This window comes from Bradyrhizobium sp. 23 (assembly GCF_023073295.1).
Lineage (GTDB): Bacteria > Pseudomonadota > Alphaproteobacteria > Rhizobiales > Xanthobacteraceae > Bradyrhizobium > Bradyrhizobium canariense_D.
The window spans coordinates 88000-104053 of record NZ_JADPJF010000022.1 but is presented as its reverse complement, the minus strand read 5'-3'; the positions used below and the strand labels follow the sequence as shown (position 1 = coordinate 104053).

Genomic DNA, 16054 nt, shown 5'->3' with positions numbered 1-16054 from the left:
CAGGTCGCCCGCCGTATCGCGCTCGGCAAGTCCGGCTCGCTGAAGATCGGCTTCACCGCAGCCGCAGCCTACGGCTTCCTCCCGGAGCTCGTCGCCGCCTGCCGCGCCAAGCTGCCCGAGGTGGACTTCTCGCTGAAGGAGATGGTGTCGGGCGACCAGTTCGAGGCGTTGACCTCGGGCCAGATCGATGCCGGCCTGCTCAGGCCGCCGATCGCGCGCCCCGAAATCGCCAGCCGCCGCGTCGTCGCCGAGCCCCTGCTCGCCGCGATCCCGAAAAAGCATCCGCTGGCGAATGCCGAGAGCGTCACGATCAAGGATTTCGACAACCAGCCCTTCGTGATGTATTCGCCCTATGAGAGCCGCTACTTTCACGACGTGCTGGTGGCGCTGTTCACCCGCGCCGACATCCTGCCGCGCTATGTGCAGCACCTGAGCCAGATCCACTCCATCCTCGCCATGGTACGCGCCGGCCTCGGCCTCGCCATCGTGCCGGCGGCGGCCGCGAGCCTGAAGATCGCGGACGTCCGCCTGCGGCCGCTGAAGCTGCGCACCCGCGTCCCGGTCGAGTTGTTCATGGTCTGGCGCCGCGACGACGAGAATCCGCTGCTCTCGGCACTCGTCAAAATCGCGAGCGAATTGTCCTCGGCGGAGGCGATGGAAGATTGATGCTGATTTCGCATTGGTCGATATAGGCTTTGGCTTGGACCCGCATCGAACGGTCTCCTAAACCACGGTCGCATGGACGCGCAGCCTTTGCGTCCTCCACAACACGAGACCAGGGAGCAGCGCCCATGAGCAAGATGACCCCGCAGGAAATGGCCCAGAAGATCGGATCCGGCCTCCTGTCCTTCCCCGTCACGCCGTTCAAGGCGGATTACTCCTTCGACGAGGCGACCTACCGCGCCAACATGGACTGGCTGTGCGGCTATGACGTCGCAGGCCTGTTTGCCGCAGGCGGCACCGGCGAGTTCTTCTCGCTGACGGCGGCCGAGGTTCCGCAGGTCGTCAAGATCGCCGTGGACGAGACCAAGGGCCGCGTGCCCGTCCTCGCCGGCACCGGCTACGGCACCGCCACCGCGCGCGAGATCGCGATCGGCGCGGAGAAGGCCGGCGCCGACGGCTTGTTGCTGCTGCCGCCCTATCTCACCCATGCCGAGCAGGACGGCCTTGCTGCCCACGTGGAAGCGATCTGCGCCTCCGTGAAGATCGGCGTCATCGTCTACAACCGCGACAACGCCATCCTCCAGCCCGATACGCTCGCCCGCCTCGCCGAACGCTGCCCGAACCTCGTCGGCTACAAGGACGGCATCGGCGACATCGAGCTGATGACCCGCGTCTACACCAAGCTCGGCGACCGCCTGACCTATATCGGCGGCCTGCCGACCGCTGAGACCTTCGCACTGCCCTACCTCGACATGGGCGTGACCACCTACTCCTCGGCGGTATTCAACTTCGTTCCGGAATTCGCCACCAATTTCTACGCCGCCGTGCGCAAGCGCGACCACGCGACGATCCACGCCGGCCTGAAGGACTTCATCCTGCCCCTCATCGCGATCCGCAACCGCAAGAAGGGCTATGCGGTCTCGATCATCAAGGCCGGCATGAAGGTGATCGGCCGCGATTCCGGCCCGGTCCGCCCGCCGCTGACCGACCTCACCGAGCAGGAGATCGCGGAAGTCACGGCGCTGGTGAAGAATCTGCCCGCCATCCGATCGTCACAACAGGCTGCAGAATAACAACAACACAGGGAGGAGCCTGCGATGGTCAAGACCGAGATCACTGGCGCACCGGTCGTCACCGCGATGCAGGTGATCCCGGTCGCAGGCCGTGACAGCATGCTCCTCAATTTGAGCGGCGCGCATGCGCCGTTCTTCACCCGCAACATCGTCATCCTCACCGACAATGCCGGTCACACCGGCGTCGGCGAGGTGCCTGGCGGGCAGAAGATCTGGCAGACACTGCAGGACGCCCGTGATCTCGTGATCGGCAAGACCGTCGGCGCGATGAACAACATCCTCGCCGATATCAGGACCGCCTTCGCCGATCGCGATGCCGGCGGCCGCGGCAAGCAGACTTTTGATCTCCGCGTCATGATCCACGCCGTCACGGCCGTGGAGTCCGCGCTGCTCGATTTGCTCGGCCAGCATCTCAACCTGCCGGTCGCAGCCCTGCTCGGCGAGGGCCAGCAGCGCACCAGCGTCGAGACGCTGGGCTATCTCTTCTTCGTCGGCGACCGCCGCAAATCCAAGCTCGACTATGTCGGCGGCGAGACCGGCAAGGCGGAATGGTTCAACCTCCGCCATCAGGAGGCGATGACGCCGGAGACCGTGGTGCGGCTCGCGGAAGCCACCCACGACCATTACGGCTTCGCCGATTTCAAGCTCAAGGGCGGCGTGCTGCGCGGCGAGCAGGAGATCGAGGCCGTCACCGCGATCGCCAGGCGCTTTCCGAATGCGCGCGTGACTCTGGATCCGAACGGCGCATGGTCGCTCGACGAGGCCATCAGCCTCTGCAAGGACATGCACGGCATCCTCGCCTATGCCGAGGACCCCTGCGGCGCCGAAGGCGGCTTCTCCGGCCGTGAGATCATGGCCGAGTTCCGCCGCGCAACGGGCCTGCCGACCGCGACCAACATGATCGCGACCGATTGGCGGCAATTGTCCCATGCGCTGCGCCTCGGCGCGGTGGACATTCCGCTGGCCGATCCCCATTTCTGGACCATGCAAGGCTCGGTGCGCGTGGCCCAGACCTGCCGCGACAACGGCCTGACCTGGGGTTCGCACTCCAACAACCATTTCGACATCTCGCTCGCCATGTTCACCCATGTCGGCGCCGCCGCCCCCGGCAAGGTCACCGCGATCGACACACACTGGATCTGGCAGGACGGTCAGGCCCTGACGAAGGAGCCGCTCCAGATCAAGGCCGGCAAGATCGCGGTGCCGGATAGGCCGGGCCTGGGTATCGAAATCGACAGGGCCGCCATCGACGCCGCGCATGACCTCTACAAGCAGCATGGACTCGGCGCCCGCGATGACGCTATTGCCATGCAGGACCTGATCCCCGGCTGGACCTTCGACGACAAGCGTCCTTGCCTGGTTCGTTAAAAACTCTGGAGGAAGCTATGACTGCGATCCTGAAGAACTTCATCGGCGGCGAATGGGTCGATGGCTCCGCCGTCACCAAGAACATCAACCCCTCCAACACCAACGACGTCGTCGGCGAATACGCCAAGGCCGACAAGGCCCAGACCGAGAAGGCGATCGCAGCCGCCAAGGCCGCCTTCCCCGCTTGGGCGCAGTCGACACCCCAGGCGCGTTATGACGCGCTGAACAAGATCTCTCTCGAAATCATCGCCCGTAAGGAAGATCTCGGCCGCCTGCTCGCCCGCGAGGAAGGCAAGACGCTGCCGGAAGGAATTGGCGAGGTCGCGCGCGCCGGCCAGATCTTCGCATTCTTCGCCGGCGAGGCGCTGCGCATGATCGGCGAGAAGGGCGCTTCCGTCCGTCCCGGCATCGACGTCGAGCTCACCCGTGAGCCGATGGGCGTCGTCGGCATGATCACTCCCTGGAATTTCCCGATCGCGATCCCCGCCTGGAAGATCGCCCCCGCGCTCTGCTATGGCAACACGGTGGTGTTCAAGCCTGCCGAACTGGTGCCGGGCTCGGCGCATGCGCTGTCCGAGATCATCACCCGCTCCGGCATCCCGGCCGGCGTGTTCAACCTCGTTGTCGGCTCGGGCTCCGTGGTCGGCCAGACCCTGATCGAGCATCCCGACGTCGCCGCGATCACCTTCACCGGCTCGGTGCAGACGGGGCGCAAGATCGCGCAGGCTTGCGTGACCTCGAGCAACATGAAGAAATTCCAGCTCGAGATGGGCGGCAAGAACCCGCTGGTCGTGCTCGACGACGCCGATCTCAAGACCGCCGTCGAAGTCGCCGTCAACGGCGCCTATTTCTCCACCGGCCAGCGCTGCACGGCGTCCTCGCGCCTGATCGTCACCGAAGGTATTCACGACCGTTTCGTTGCGGCGGTGACCGAGCGCCTGAAAGGCCTCACGGTGGACGACGCGCTCAAGGCCGGCGTGCATATCGGCCCGGTGGTCGACCAGAGCCAGCTCGACCAGGACCTGCGCTACATCAAGATCGGCCAGGACGAGGGTGCCAAGCTCGCCTGGGGCGGCGAGTTGCTCAAGCGCGAAACGCCCGGCCACTATCTCCAGCCGGCGCTGTTCACCGAGGCCAACAACAACATGCGCATTTCGCGCGAGGAGGTCTTCGGCCCGGTCGCCGCCGTCATTCGCGCCAAGAACTACGAGGAGGCGCTCGCGATCTCCAACGACACCGAGTTCGGCCTCGCCTCCGGCATCTGCACCAGCAGCCTTAAATACGCCTCGCACTACAAGCGCAACAGCGAGTCCGGCATGGTGATGGTCAATCTGCCAACGGCCGGCGTCGACTATCACGTGCCGTTCGGTGGCCGGAAGGGTTCGAGCTACGGCGCCCGCGAACAGGGCTCCTATGCCCGCGAGTTCTACACGACGGTGAAGACCGCCTATACCTATCCCGGCTAACCACGGGCAAGATATCGTAGGGTGGGCAAAGCGAGGCGCGCCCACCGCTTACGTTCGGCACGAAGCATGGTGGGCACGGCGCTTTGCGCCTTTGCCCACCCTACGACTTGAGTTTCCGAGGTAAAGCAGATGGACCAGTCAGTCGCAGCGAAAGAGCAGCCTCGCTACATCAAGCTCAACGAGCGCGACAACGTCGCGATCGTTGTCAATGATTTCGGGCTTCCCGCCGGCTCCCGCTTCGCCAGCGGGCTGACGCTGCGCGCCTTCGTGCCGCAGGGACACAAGACGGCGCTGGTCGACATCCCGCAGGACGCCCCGATCATCCGCTATGGCGAGGTGATCGGCCATGCGCTCGCGCCGATACTGGCCGGCGAATGGGTGGACGAAGCGCGCATCCGCATGCCGGAGGCCCCTGCCCTCGACAAGCTGGAAATCTCCACCGCCGTTCCCGCGCCGCTGCCGCCGCTCGAAGGTTTCACGTTCGAAGGCTTTCGCAATTCCGACGGCTCGGTCGGCACCAAGAACATCCTCGGCATCTCCTCCTCGGTGCAATGCGTCAAGGGCACGATGGAATATGCGGTGAAGCGCATCCGCGCCGAGCTGCTGCCGAAATATCCGAATGTCGACGACGTCGTGCCGCTGACGCATGCCTATGGCTGTGGCGTCGCCATCAACGCGCCTGATGCCGTGATTCCGATCCGCACGCTGCAAAACATCGCACAGAACCCGAATTTCGGCGGCGAGATACTGGTCATCAGCCTCGGCTGCGAGAAGCTTGCGCCCGAGCGTCTGGTGCCGGAAGGCGTCAGCAATGCCATCGTGCGCATGCAGGATGAAGCCTTCGACGGCTTTGGCGCCATCGTCGAGGCAATCATGACCCAGGCAGAGGCCCGCCTCAAGATCCTCAACAAGCGCACCCGCGAGACCTGCCCGGCCGCCGATCTCGTCATCGGCCTGCAATGCGGGGGCAGCGACGCGTTCTCCGGCGTCACCGCGAACCCTGCGGTCGGCTTCGCCGCCGACCTGCTGGTGCGCGCCGGCGCCACCGTGATGTTCTCGGAAGTCACCGAAGTGCGCGACGCGATCCAGTTGCTCACGCGGCGCGCCATCAACGAGGACGTCGGCCGCGCGCTGGTCCGCGAGATGGCCTGGTACGATTCCTATCTGGCCCGTGGCGGCGCGGACCGCAGCGCCAACACCACGCCCGGCAACAAGAAGGGCGGCCTCGCCAACATCGTCGAGAAGTCGCTCGGCTCGATCGTCAAGTCCGGATCAAGCGCGATCACCGGCGTCCTCTCGCCCGGCGAGAAGGCGACGCAGAAGGGCATGCTGTTTGCGGCAACGCCGGCGTCCGACTTCATCTGCGGCACGCTCCAGCTCGCCTCCGGCATGACCTTGCAGGTGTTCACCACGGGCCGCGGCACGCCTTACGGCCTTGCGGCTGCGCCCGTGATCAAGGTTTCGACCCGCAGCGAGCTGGCGCGACGCTGGAAGGACCTGATCGATTTCGATGCGGGAGGCATCGCCACCGGCGAGAAGACCATCGAGGAAACCGGCTGGGACCTGTTCCGCCTGATCCTCGACGTCGCCAGCGGCCGCACGAAACCCTGGTCGGATCGCTGGGGCATCCACAACGATTTGACGCTGTTCAATCCGGCGCCAGTGACCTGAGCGCCGCGCGCGGACGCTGCCTCGCCGCGTGGATGCATTGGTGCCGTTTCGGCACGTAGGGCACCGACACGTCACCGCGCGACCACTTCCGCGAAACCGCCCGGAAACATTGGCGCGGAAAACTTCCTTCGCGCTTCGTCGCTCGACATCACGCAATCAAATAGATCAGCGACCGCGATCTAATGTTCGCACACAGGCGAACCTGTTGCGGCATCACCGCGACCTAACCTCCGATTGGCACTTCTCACGGAGATTTTCCAATGCGCGTTCTTTCGATGGTTGCCGTTGCCGCAGCGATGATTGCCAACTCGTCAGGCGCGTTCGCCGGCGAGCTTCCCTCTTACGAAGTGACGTCGTTTCCGATCTCGGCGACGCAAGTCCAGGTGCTCGGCGGCCCAGGCATCGAGGAGCAGTCGACTGCGCCCGCGATGATCGTCGCCGGCATGCCCGCCTCGCCCGCGCAGATGTCGGTGCTGTCGCCACGCGTGAAGCGGCTTGCGAGCGTCAGCGCGAACAACGAGGCGCGCTAAGCCTTGACGCCATTCCGGGTTCGACGCTGCGCGTCGCCCGGGATGACGTTTCACTCTACGTCATGCTGCCCGGCATGAAGCAGCGCACCCGCGGATGGCCGTCGATATAGTGCTTCCACACCATGGTGCGGCCGATCTTGTTCGGCTCGGTAATGACGGCGCCGTCGGGCACGACCACCCATTCGCCCTCGAGATGCACGCGATAACGGCCCTTGTCGGATTCCCAGTCGACGTCGGCGACCATATAGCCGTCGGCATCCGAGCAGCATTGGCCGTATTCGCTGTGCAGGCTCTCGAACCAGGGTTTTAATGGCGAGTTGGCGTAGCGCCCGTCGTCGCGCGCCATCATCGGGGCCGTCAGCAGCACCGTCAGGACCAGCAGCATGGCGGCACACGATATTGCACGTCTCATGTCGTCTCCGCGGATCGAGATCATCGCCGCGGGGCGATAACTGCCGTCCGCCTTCCGCGACTCGGCGAAGGCGTCAAGGACGGCGACTCATCCCCCAACAGCTTTGCGGATAGCTATGCAAATCCGGCGCCACCGCGCATTCCGGGGAACTACTGGCGCAAGTCCGGCACGCATTGGTCTTTCGACGGGTATGACCGCTGCTCGCGGGCCAAGATCTCCGCTGTCATAGCTGGCCGCATGCGCGATTGCGCACGGGGGGACACCGCGCAAGAACGCGGGCAGGCTGCAGCGTACTGGATCCCCGCCTTCGCGAGCAATGACGGCGGTGTGTGGAGCTACCGAAGTTCAGGCGGCACAGCGCGCGACGTAGACCTACTGCTTCGGCACCGGCGCCATCATTGCGCCGCCCTTCTTCGCCGGTGCCACAGGCACCGGCTTGGTCGCGGCGGTCGCTTGCGCCGGAAGATATTTCGCGACGATGGCGGGATCGACCTGCGCGATGTTGGCGTCGGGAAGACGCGTCCAGGTCTCGTCCTTGCCGAACAGGGAGATGCCGAGGAAACCGCGCATCGTCAGGGTCTGTCCGTCCGGGCTGACCGTCATCTTGGCCTTCCAGATGTTGCCGTCGCGAGGATTGACCACGTTGCCGCCGTCATACTTCAAGCCGTCGCGCTTCATGTCACGGATGAAGGAGAGCCCGAGCACCGGCGCGTTCTTGCGATCGTCCGTGCATTTGGCGCAGATCTCGTTCGGGTCGTCGCCGGGCCGCGGGAAGGTTTTTGCGATGACGCCTTCGAACACACCGTTGTGGTCGATGAAGAGAAACCATCCCACCGTCTTGCCGTCTTCGACCTTCTGCCAGAGGCCTGCGGCGGTCGGCTGCTGCACTTGCGCCACAACCGGGCTCACCGCACCGAGCGTCATCGCGAGCGCGAGAAGCGAGAACAGCCGAAAGCTGAAAAAGAGAGTCCGCATTTTCATCACCTTGCTGAGCCAATCGCCTTGCTAAGCCGCCAGCTGCAATGGCCGCAGACTACGGCGATTTCGCGAACTGTTCCAGCACCAGAAACATGAGGCATCGCCCCCGCCATCAGTTGACGCCGAGCTTCTTTTGCAGGCTGGAGGACGACGTCGTGTACTGGAACACGAGCCGCTTCCCCGGATAGACGTAGCGATGGGCTTTTTGCGACATCAGCGCGCCTTCGTGGAAGCCGCACAGGATCAGCTTGATCTTGCCGGGATAGGTGTTGATGTCGCCGATCGCGAAGATGCCTGGCACGTTGGTCTCGAACGCGGATGTCTCGACCGGCACCAGATTGTTCTCCAGCGCGATGCCCCAGTTCGCGACCGGACCGAGCTTCATGGTCAGCCCGAAGAACGGCAGCATGGTGTCACAGGCAATTTCGTTCACGCTGTTGTCGTTGCCCTTCACGGTGGCGCCGCTCAGCTTGCCCTCATTGCCTGACAGCGCAGTGACCTGGCCGAGCCGAAGATCCATCTTGCCGGCCGCGACCAGCGCGCGCATCTGCTCGACGCTGTGGGGCGCGGCGCGAAAATCGTCGCGACGGTGCAGAAGCGTGATGCGCTTGGCGATCGGATGCAGATTGAGCGTCCAATCGAGCGCGGAATCGCCGCCGCCCACGATCAGCACGTTCTTGTCGCGGAACGTCTCCATCTTGCGCACGGCGTAGTGCACCGAGCTTCCTTCATAGGCTTCGATCCCCGGCACCGGGGGACGCTTGGGCTGGAACGAGCCGCCGCCGGCAGCGATCACCAGCACCTTGCATTCGAACACCTTGCCGGCGTCCGTGGTGCAGCGGAACAGCGGATCGCCGATTTTCTCCATGGTCTCGATCATCTCGCCGAGATGGAAGGTCGGATGGAACGGCTTGATCTGCTCCATCAGCGCGTCGGTGAGGCCCTGCCCCGAAACCTGCGGAATGCCAGGAATGTCGTAGATCGGCTTTTCCGGATAGAGCTCTGCGCACTGGCCGCCGACCTTGTCGAGGATGTCGACGAAATGCGTCTTCATGTCGAGAAGGCCCAGTTCGAAGGCGGCGAACAGACCGCAGGGGCCCGCGCCAATAATCAGCACATCGGTTTTGATCGCGTCGCTCATGTCGTCTCTTTATCGGTCGATATCGGTGGGACGGCGCCCTTTGGGCCGAGGTGACCCTGCCTGTCTAGCCAACGGGGATGGATCAGGGAAGGCATAAAAGCGGGAGCGCCCCGCGGCCGCGCCCACTTGCCGGGTCAGGATAACTGGGCTGTAACCAGCAACGATATGACGGAGATCAATCGGTGAACGCACCAAGCCGCCTCGATACGACGCCGCGCCTGGAGGACTACCCTTTTCGCCTCAGCGACAATGTCCGCTTCGGCGATCTCGACCCTAACCAGCACGTCAACAACGCGGTCTACGCCACCTATTTCGAGACCGGCCGTGTCACGCTGATGAAGCTCCCGGAATACGGCCTGACGCCGCCCGGACTTGCCTGGATCATGGTGCGGCTCGACATCCATTTTCGCGCGGAGCTGCACTGGCCGAATACGATCGAGCTCGGTCTCGGCGTGGTGAAACTGGGGCGAACGTCGGTGACGTTCGAGCAGGTGGTGTTTTCGGAAGGGAAGTGCATTGCATCGGCGACATCGGTCGCCGTGATGATCGACGAAACGTCGCGCCGGCCAACGCCGCTGACTGCGGAAGTGCTCGAGAAGCTCAGCCCCTGGCATAAGCGCGGCATCCAGGTCGCGCAGCCCAGCACATGATAGCTAAGAGAGTTAGGCCTGCCGTTCCGGCGTCGCCACCACGAGGCCGTCGAGATCGTCGGAGACCTTGATTTGGCAGGACAGGCGCGAGTTCGGGCGCACGTCGAAGCCGAAGTCGAGCATGTCCTCTTCCATCGGCGTCGGGCTACCGACCTTCTCGCGCCACGCTTCGTCGACATAGACATGACAGGTGGCGCAGGCGCAGGCGCCGCCGCATTCGGCCTCGATGCCGGGAATGCTGTTGCGGATGGCGGCTTCCATCACAGTCGCGCCGTTCTCGACGTCCACCGTACGGGTTTCGCCCTTGTGATCGACAAAGTGGATTTTGGCCATGTGTGCTCGTGCTGCCGCGATCTAGGGAATGAAGGAGGGTCCGGGCTGTCCTATAACGGGTCGGTCAGCCCGGCGCCATAGCGTTTTGATGAAGTCGCGAATACCGCTTCGCGGGAAGAAGACCCGTCAAAACAAAAGACTACAGCACGGTTCGGGCCCTGTTGGCCTAAGGATTCAGGATCGCCTCGATGGCGGCGCGAGCCTCGGTCACCGCCTCTTTCAGCGCGGCGAAGGCGTGAGGCCGGCCCTGGCCGGTCTGGATCGCAGTCTCCAGGCTGGCTGCGGCATCCGCCACTGCAAAGGCGCCGATCCCGCGCGCCGAGCCCTTGAGCTTGTGGGCGAGTGCGCCGGCTTCGGCCGGCAGCGCTGCCATCGTCGCGATCAGGCGCACCGTCTGCTCGGCAAACATCGCCAGCACTTCCTGCTCCAGCTCGGAATCGCCGAGCGTCATGCGTGAGAGATGATCGAGGTCGAGCGGGCTTTCGATCGGTGCAAGCGGGGGCGAGGGCATCCAGTCCATCCGTTGCAGTTCAGGCGTCATGGCGCAGGCCCCGGCATCGCGCGATGTCCGCCGGTCCGGCGGTCAAGTTCCCTCCACCCAAGCATGGAAATGGTTAACGAAATGTTCTGGCCGTTTTGCGCAAATCTGCCTGCTTATTGACGAAAAGTTGCCGCAATCCGGCGAGTCCGGTGGAGAATTGCATTTATTGCTAAGGCGTTACGGCACGATCCTGTTAACGATGATTAAGATTGTCTTAATCGCGGGCATTTCATTCGCGACGCTCTGCCAATAGGATGTTGGAGAAATTGGCGGACAAGCCGTCCGGGTGGGATGGCTCGGAGATCCGCGCAAGCGGCATGATCCGGACTGTGGGCTTGCGTAGCGCGCAGAGCTCGCGGGGGGACGCGTACAAGTAACGAGGGCTCGGACTGAACATGGCAAACACTCCGAAAAAGGTCAAAGACCCCACAGAAGATGCGCTTTCTGCAATCCAGGAAGCCCTGAACATCAGCGACACGGCCGCGGACACCAGCCGCAACGCCTCGATGCGCAGCGAAACGTCGCCCCCGGTCGCGCCACCAGCTCCCCCGATGTTCGACGAACCGAGCTTCGACGCGCGCCCTGCCGCGAACGAACGCGCGGTGTTCGACCAGATCGAGGAGCCGCGCTCCTCGCGCCGCGCCGCCAATGACGACCGTGCGACCATCGGCCAGCTCTTGCAGACGTTGCAGACGGGACGCCCGACCCGCAACATCTACACGGGCGCGACAATCTTCACCGTCATCTGGCTGGCCGCCTGCGCCGCACTGACGGTCGGCTTCCTGCCATCGATCCAGGCCGCGATGGGCCAGAGCGGCGGCGTCTTGGCCATTGCCGGCCTCGTCACGATGTTCTTCGCGCCGATCATGCTGTTCTTCTTCCTGGCGAGCCTCGTCTGGCGCGGCCAGCAAATGAGCTCGGTCGCGCAGGCGATGGCCCAGGTTGCGATCCGCTTCTCCGAGCCGGAAGGCTCGGCTTCGGATTCCATGGTGACCGTCGGCCAGGCCATCCGCCGCGAGGTTGCGGCGATGGGCGACGGCATCGAGCGCGCCATCGCGCGCGCCGGCGAGCTCGAGACGCTGGTCGCCAACGAGGTCGCGGCGCTCGAACGCGCCTATTCCGACAACGAAGTGCGCATCCGCGCCCTGCTCCAGGACATCGCGCATCAGCGCGACAATCTGGTCGGCCAGGCCGAGCAGGTCCGCAGCGCCATCTCCGGCGTGCAGATCGATTTGCGCCATGACATCGCGCTGATCTCGGACGCGATCGCCTCGCGCGTCGACGAGGTCGCCAAGTCCATCACCGGCGCACTCGAAGAGCGCGGCGCCCACATCACCGGTGCGCTCAGCAACGCCGGCGACAACATGATCCTCGCGCTCGGCGAGCGCGGCGGCGACCTGCTCGACCGCCTCGAGGAGGCCAGCAACGAGACCACCCGCGCCGTGCTCGACGCCAGCGAGCGGCTGACCACCAGCCTCAATTTCAAGACCGGCCACGTTCACGACGAGTTCGTCGACCTGGCCGACCGCGTCCACGAAATGCTGAACGAGCGCATCGACCGCATCACCGGCGAGTTCGAGCAGCGCTCCGCCGCGATCGTCGACGGCATCTCCGAGCGCACCGAGCAGGTCCACGACAGCCTGAAGAATTCGTCGGACTCGCTGCTGCTCGAGCTCGAGCTGCGCTCCAACGACCTCTCCGCCAAGATCGACGACGCCGGCAACCGCCTCGCCGGCCAAATCATGACCTCCGGCGACAAGGCCAGCGAAGCACTCGACGCCACCGTCAACACGCTGGTCGCCAAGGTCGTCAGCCAGACCGAGACCGCGCACGACTCGCTGTCGCTCCAGATGAGCGCCTTCGACGAGCTGGTGAAGAACCAGGGTACCGAGCTGGTCGAGAAGTTCGCCCGCGACTCCGGCACGCTGGGCGCGCTGATCACCCGCCACATCTCCGAGTTCGACCGCACCGTGAAGACCTTCGGCGGCGAGATCGTCGATCGGATGGGCCAGCGCACGCAGGACATCCATGAGTCGCTGAAGAGCTATGTCGACAATTTCGACACCCGCTTCACCGCCAATGGCGGCGCGATCACGGCTGTGCTCGACCAGCGCCTGGTGCAGTTCGAGACCACGATCGGCGAACGTGTCAGCAACCTCGATGCCTCGCTGAACGGCAAGATCTCGAGCCTCGACTCCACGATCGACGGTCACATCAAGACCTTCGACGAACAGCTCGTCGGCCGCGTCGCCGCGCTCGAACAGTCGTTCGATACCCGTGCGAAGTCGGTCACCGAGACCATCGACGGACGGCTCAACACCCTCGCCTCGTCGCTGACCGACGGCGCCGCGCAGGCGATCCAGTCGATCGACTCCCGCCTCACCCATCTCACGACGTCGCTGACCGACGGCGCGTCTCAGGCTGTCGAGACCATCGACAACCGCCTCAACCACCTCGCGACCTCGCTGACCGATGGCGCGTCGCAGACCATCCAGACGATCGACACGCGCCTCACGCATCTGACGACCACCCTCACCGGCGGCGCGTCGCAGGCGCTCGAATCCATCGACACGCGCCTCACCTACCTGACCAGCGCGGTGACGAACGGCGCCTCGCAGGCCGTGCAGTCGATCGATTCCCGCCTCACCCTGCTGACCTCGACACTCACGGACGGCACCGCGCAGGCGATCGAGGCGATCGATCGCCGCATCACCGGCGTTGCCGAGATCATCGATGGCCGCAGCATGCACCTGACCGACACGGTCACGGCGCGCTTCCAGGACATCCAGCAGGCCATCGAGACCAAGGTCGGCGCGGTCGCCAGCGACATCGACGTGCGCGTGGCGCAGTTCGAGGACCTGCTCGGCTCGCGCGTCGAGGCCGTCGCCGGCCGCATCGAGAGCAGCGGACGCCAGGCCAGCGAGGACATGATGTCCCGCGCCGAGATGATATCGACCGCGATCCGCTCGCATGTCGAGGACGCCGAGCGCTCGCTCACCAACCTCGTGGTCAACACCAGCGAGACCATCCAGACCGGTGCGCGCACCGCGCAGCAGTCGCTGATGACGGTCTCCTCCGACGTCAATGCCCAGCTCAAGATGACCTCCGCCGAGGTCGAGCGCGCGCTGACCGCCGTCGGCACCGGTGCCGCGAACTCGATCCTGACCAGCGCCCGCGAAGCCCAGTCGACGCTGGTCGCCGCGTCGGGCGATGCCTCCAACCAGATCAAGGGGCTCGCGGCCGACGTCGAACGCACGCTGTCGTCGGCAGGCTCGGCGACCGCCGCCTCGATCCTGGCCGGTGCCCGCGAGGTGCAGACCACGCTCGTGACGGCGTCCTCGGATGCGGCCAACCACGTCAAGACTCTCACCGCCGACGTCGAACGCACGCTGTCGTCAGCAGGCTCGGCGACCGCCGCCTCGATCCTGGCCGGTGCCCGCGAGGTACAGACCACGCTCGTCACGGCGTCCTCGGACGCCGCCAACCACGTCAAGACCCTCACCGCCGACGTGCAGCGCTCGCTGTCGATGGCCGGCACCACAACGGCGGAATCGATCACCGCCGGCGCCCGCGATGCGCAGAGCGCGCTGATCGCGGCCTCGAGCGAGACCGCCAACCAGATCAAGGCGCTGTCCTCGGACGTGCAGCGCTCGCTCTCGATGGCGGGAACCGCGACGGCAGAGACCATCATGACCGGCGCCCGCGAAGCCCAGAGCACGCTCGTCAGCGCGTCCTCGGATGCGGCGAGCCAGGTCAAGTCTCTCGCCGCCGAAGTGCATCGCTCGCTCTCGCAGGTCGGCCAGTCGACCGCCGAGACGATCACGACCAGCGCCCGCGATGCCCAGAGCACCCTGCTGGCGGTCTCCGCCGAACAGACCGGCCAGGTTCGTTCGCTGGCGGCCGAGATGCAGCGCGCGCTGGCGACCGCCGGCGGGGCCACCATCGAGGCGCTCACCAGCGGCGTACGCGAGGCCCAGGGCACGCTGATCTCCGCCTCGACGGACGCTGCGAGCCAGATCAAGTCGCTGACCATAGACATCGAGCGCACGCTGACCTCGGTCGGCGCCGACACCGCCTCGACCATCCTCAACAGCGCGCGTGAGGCGCAGACCTCGCTGACCTCGACCTCGGCGGATGCCGCAAGCCAGATCCGCACGATCTCGAGCGAGATCGAGCGTACGCTGAGCACGGCCACCGCGAACGCGACCAACGACATCCAGACCAGCGCGCTCAACGCCCAGAACGCGTTGATCAACGCCTCCAACGAGGCGAGCTCGCGGGTCAAGTCGAGTTCGGCCGACGTCGAGCGCTCGGTGCTCGCCGCCAGCAGCAGCTTCGGCCAGGCCATGACCGGCAAGACCGACGAGATCGTCACCTACGTGCAGCAGCAGTCCGACCGTCTCGCCAACATGATCGACGCCAAGCGCGGCTCGCTCGTGGACGCGATCGGCTCCAAGACCAGCCAGCTCACGCTCGACATCGACCGCGTCACATCCGACGCGCTGAAGTCGATCGAGACGCGCGGACATGCGTTCTCGCAGACCATGATGGGCAACGGCTCCGAGGTGGCGCGAACCATCAACTCGGCGAGCGAGATGGCGACGGGTGCCGTCAACAAGTCGCTCAAGGACCTCGAGCAGGCCTCCCGCGCGGCAATCGACCAGTCGCGCCAGGTCTCGATCGCGGCCGTCACCGAGATGCAGGAGACCAGCAAGATCCTGCGCACCGACACGGTCGCCCTGTTCGAGCGCCTGCGCGAAGGCAACATCCTGCTCCAGGAGGTGCTGACCGGTGCGCACGATAACCTCAACTCGCTCGAGCGGGCGCTGGTGACGCGCGTCGCCGACTTCGTCTCGGCGATGAACGACGTCACCTCGCGCAACGGCGCTGCGACGCAGAACCTGGAAGACCAGCTCAACGTCTTCAACAGCAAGACCACCCGGGCGCTCCAGGATCTCGGCGAGCTGTCGACCCAGTTCGACGCGCACGGCAAGGCACTCGTCGAGGCCGCGCAGGTGGTGGAACAGAGCAACAAGAACACCACCGCCTCGCTCGCCGAACGCAAGGAGGCGCTGGAATCGCTCGTCACCACGATCGACCTGCGCACGGCCGATCTCGACCAGCGCCTGTCGCGCTTCACCGGCCTGCTCGACGAATCGCTGGCGGCCGCCGAAGAGCGTGCCCGCGACATCGCCCGCGTCGTCGCGGAGACCGCCGGCGCCGGTTCC

At 65.2% G+C, this 16054-nt stretch carries 14 protein-coding genes; 9 read left to right on the top strand and 5 right to left on the bottom strand.

What is annotated here, in order from left to right:
• The 6 genes from IVB32_RS03590 to IVB32_RS03565 form a co-directional block, all read left to right on the top strand.
• Nucleotides 1-666 (top strand): LysR substrate-binding domain-containing protein (locus IVB32_RS03590; protein ID WP_247409836.1); only part of this gene is annotated, 666 nt, incomplete at its 5' end.
• 125 nt (nucleotides 667-791) lie between these two features.
• On the top strand, nucleotides 792-1736 hold the full coding sequence (gene kdgD / locus IVB32_RS03585; protein ID WP_007602056.1) for a 5-dehydro-4-deoxyglucarate dehydratase: 945 nt from the start codon (nucleotides 792-794) through the stop codon (nucleotides 1734-1736).
• 24 nt (nucleotides 1737-1760) lie between these two features.
• The gene (gudD, locus tag IVB32_RS03580) at nucleotides 1761-3104 is read left to right on the top strand and encodes a glucarate dehydratase (RefSeq protein WP_018457542.1); all 1344 of its coding nucleotides are present in this window, start codon (nucleotides 1761-1763) and stop codon (nucleotides 3102-3104) included.
• 17 nt (nucleotides 3105-3121) lie between these two features.
• Nucleotides 3122-4570 (top strand): aldehyde dehydrogenase family protein, encoded by a 1449-nt coding sequence (locus IVB32_RS03575; RefSeq protein WP_018457541.1) that lies wholly within the window; start codon nucleotides 3122-3124, stop codon nucleotides 4568-4570.
• Between the two features lie 129 nt (nucleotides 4571-4699).
• Entirely contained in the window at nucleotides 4700-6241 is a 1542-nt protein-coding gene (gene garD / locus IVB32_RS03570) for a galactarate dehydratase (protein WP_018457540.1), read from the top strand.
• A gap of 260 nt (nucleotides 6242-6501) precedes the next feature.
• Nucleotides 6502-6771, top strand: coding sequence for a hypothetical protein (locus tag IVB32_RS03565; RefSeq protein WP_018457539.1), 270 nt, complete (start codon nucleotides 6502-6504; stop codon nucleotides 6769-6771).
• A gap of 55 nt (nucleotides 6772-6826) precedes the next feature.
• Here IVB32_RS03565 and IVB32_RS03560 read toward each other — a convergent pair whose 3' ends face one another.
• The 3 genes from IVB32_RS03560 to IVB32_RS03550 all read right to left on the bottom strand — a co-directional run bounded on the left by IVB32_RS03560 (nucleotide 6827) and on the right by IVB32_RS03550 (nucleotide 9302).
• On the bottom strand, nucleotides 6827-7183 hold the full coding sequence (locus IVB32_RS03560; protein ID WP_026233393.1) for a hypothetical protein: 357 nt from the start codon (nucleotides 7181-7183) through the stop codon (nucleotides 6827-6829).
• A gap of 372 nt (nucleotides 7184-7555) precedes the next feature.
• Nucleotides 7556-8158, bottom strand: coding sequence for a DUF2147 domain-containing protein (locus IVB32_RS03555; RefSeq protein ID WP_026233392.1), 603 nt, complete (start codon nucleotides 8156-8158; stop codon nucleotides 7556-7558).
• Nucleotides 8159-8273: 115 nt separating this feature from the next.
• On the bottom strand, nucleotides 8274-9302 hold the full coding sequence (locus IVB32_RS03550) for an NAD(P)/FAD-dependent oxidoreductase (RefSeq protein WP_247409835.1): 1029 nt from the start codon (nucleotides 9300-9302) through the stop codon (nucleotides 8274-8276).
• Between the two features lie 182 nt (nucleotides 9303-9484).
• Between IVB32_RS03550 and IVB32_RS03545 the strand changes: the two genes are divergently transcribed.
• Nucleotides 9485-9952: a thioesterase family protein gene (locus IVB32_RS03545; protein ID WP_247297155.1), complete on the top strand. Its 468-nt coding sequence runs from the start codon at nucleotides 9485-9487 to the stop codon at nucleotides 9950-9952.
• A gap of 12 nt (nucleotides 9953-9964) precedes the next feature.
• On the opposite strand, the gene IVB32_RS03540 is transcribed toward IVB32_RS03545, so the two are convergent.
• Both IVB32_RS03540 and IVB32_RS03535 read right to left on the bottom strand, forming a co-directional pair.
• Entirely contained in the window at nucleotides 9965-10285 is a 321-nt protein-coding gene (locus tag IVB32_RS03540) for a 2Fe-2S iron-sulfur cluster-binding protein (protein ID WP_007602043.1), read from the bottom strand.
• A gap of 166 nt (nucleotides 10286-10451) precedes the next feature.
• A complete protein-coding gene (locus tag IVB32_RS03535; protein ID WP_247297148.1) occupies nucleotides 10452-10826 on the bottom strand; it encodes an Hpt domain-containing protein in 375 nt (124 codons plus the stop codon).
• On the opposite strand from IVB32_RS03535, the gene IVB32_RS03530 reads away from it, so the two are divergent.
• Nucleotides 10825-11079: a hypothetical protein gene (locus IVB32_RS03530; RefSeq protein WP_247409834.1), complete on the top strand. Its 255-nt coding sequence runs from the start codon at nucleotides 10825-10827 to the stop codon at nucleotides 11077-11079. The two genes, IVB32_RS03535 and IVB32_RS03530, sit on opposite strands and share 2 nt — an antisense overlap.
• Nucleotides 11080-11221: 142 nt before the next feature.
• On the top strand, nucleotides 11222-16054 hold a 4833-nt coding region (locus IVB32_RS03525; protein ID WP_247409833.1), incomplete at its 3' end, for an apolipoprotein A1/A4/E family protein.

Excerpts from the sequence above, each read along its gene's own strand:
- IVB32_RS03535 (WP_247297148.1), bottom strand. The coding sequence starts at position 10,826 with ATGACGCCTGAACTGCAACGGATGGACTGGATGCCCTCGCCCCCGCTT.
- IVB32_RS03530 (WP_247409834.1), top strand. The coding sequence starts at position 10,825 with ATGGCGCAGGCCCCGGCATCGCGCGATGTCCGCCGGTCCGGCGGTCAA.
- kdgD (WP_007602056.1), top strand. The coding sequence starts at position 792 with ATGAGCAAGATGACCCCGCAGGAAATGGCCCAGAAGATCGGATCCGGC.
- IVB32_RS03555 (WP_026233392.1), bottom strand. The coding sequence starts at position 8,158 with ATGCGGACTCTCTTTTTCAGCTTTCGGCTGTTCTCGCTTCTCGCGCTC.
- gudD (WP_018457542.1), top strand. The coding sequence starts at position 1,761 with ATGGTCAAGACCGAGATCACTGGCGCACCGGTCGTCACCGCGATGCAG.
- IVB32_RS03560 (WP_026233393.1), bottom strand. The coding sequence starts at position 7,183 with ATGAGACGTGCAATATCGTGTGCCGCCATGCTGCTGGTCCTGACGGTG.
- IVB32_RS03575 (WP_018457541.1), top strand. The coding sequence starts at position 3,122 with ATGACTGCGATCCTGAAGAACTTCATCGGCGGCGAATGGGTCGATGGC.
- garD (WP_018457540.1), top strand. The coding sequence starts at position 4,700 with ATGGACCAGTCAGTCGCAGCGAAAGAGCAGCCTCGCTACATCAAGCTC.
- IVB32_RS03565 (WP_018457539.1), top strand. The coding sequence starts at position 6,502 with ATGCGCGTTCTTTCGATGGTTGCCGTTGCCGCAGCGATGATTGCCAAC.
- IVB32_RS03540 (WP_007602043.1), bottom strand. The coding sequence starts at position 10,285 with ATGGCCAAAATCCACTTTGTCGATCACAAGGGCGAAACCCGTACGGTG.
- IVB32_RS03550 (WP_247409835.1), bottom strand. The coding sequence starts at position 9,302 with ATGAGCGACGCGATCAAAACCGATGTGCTGATTATTGGCGCGGGCCCC.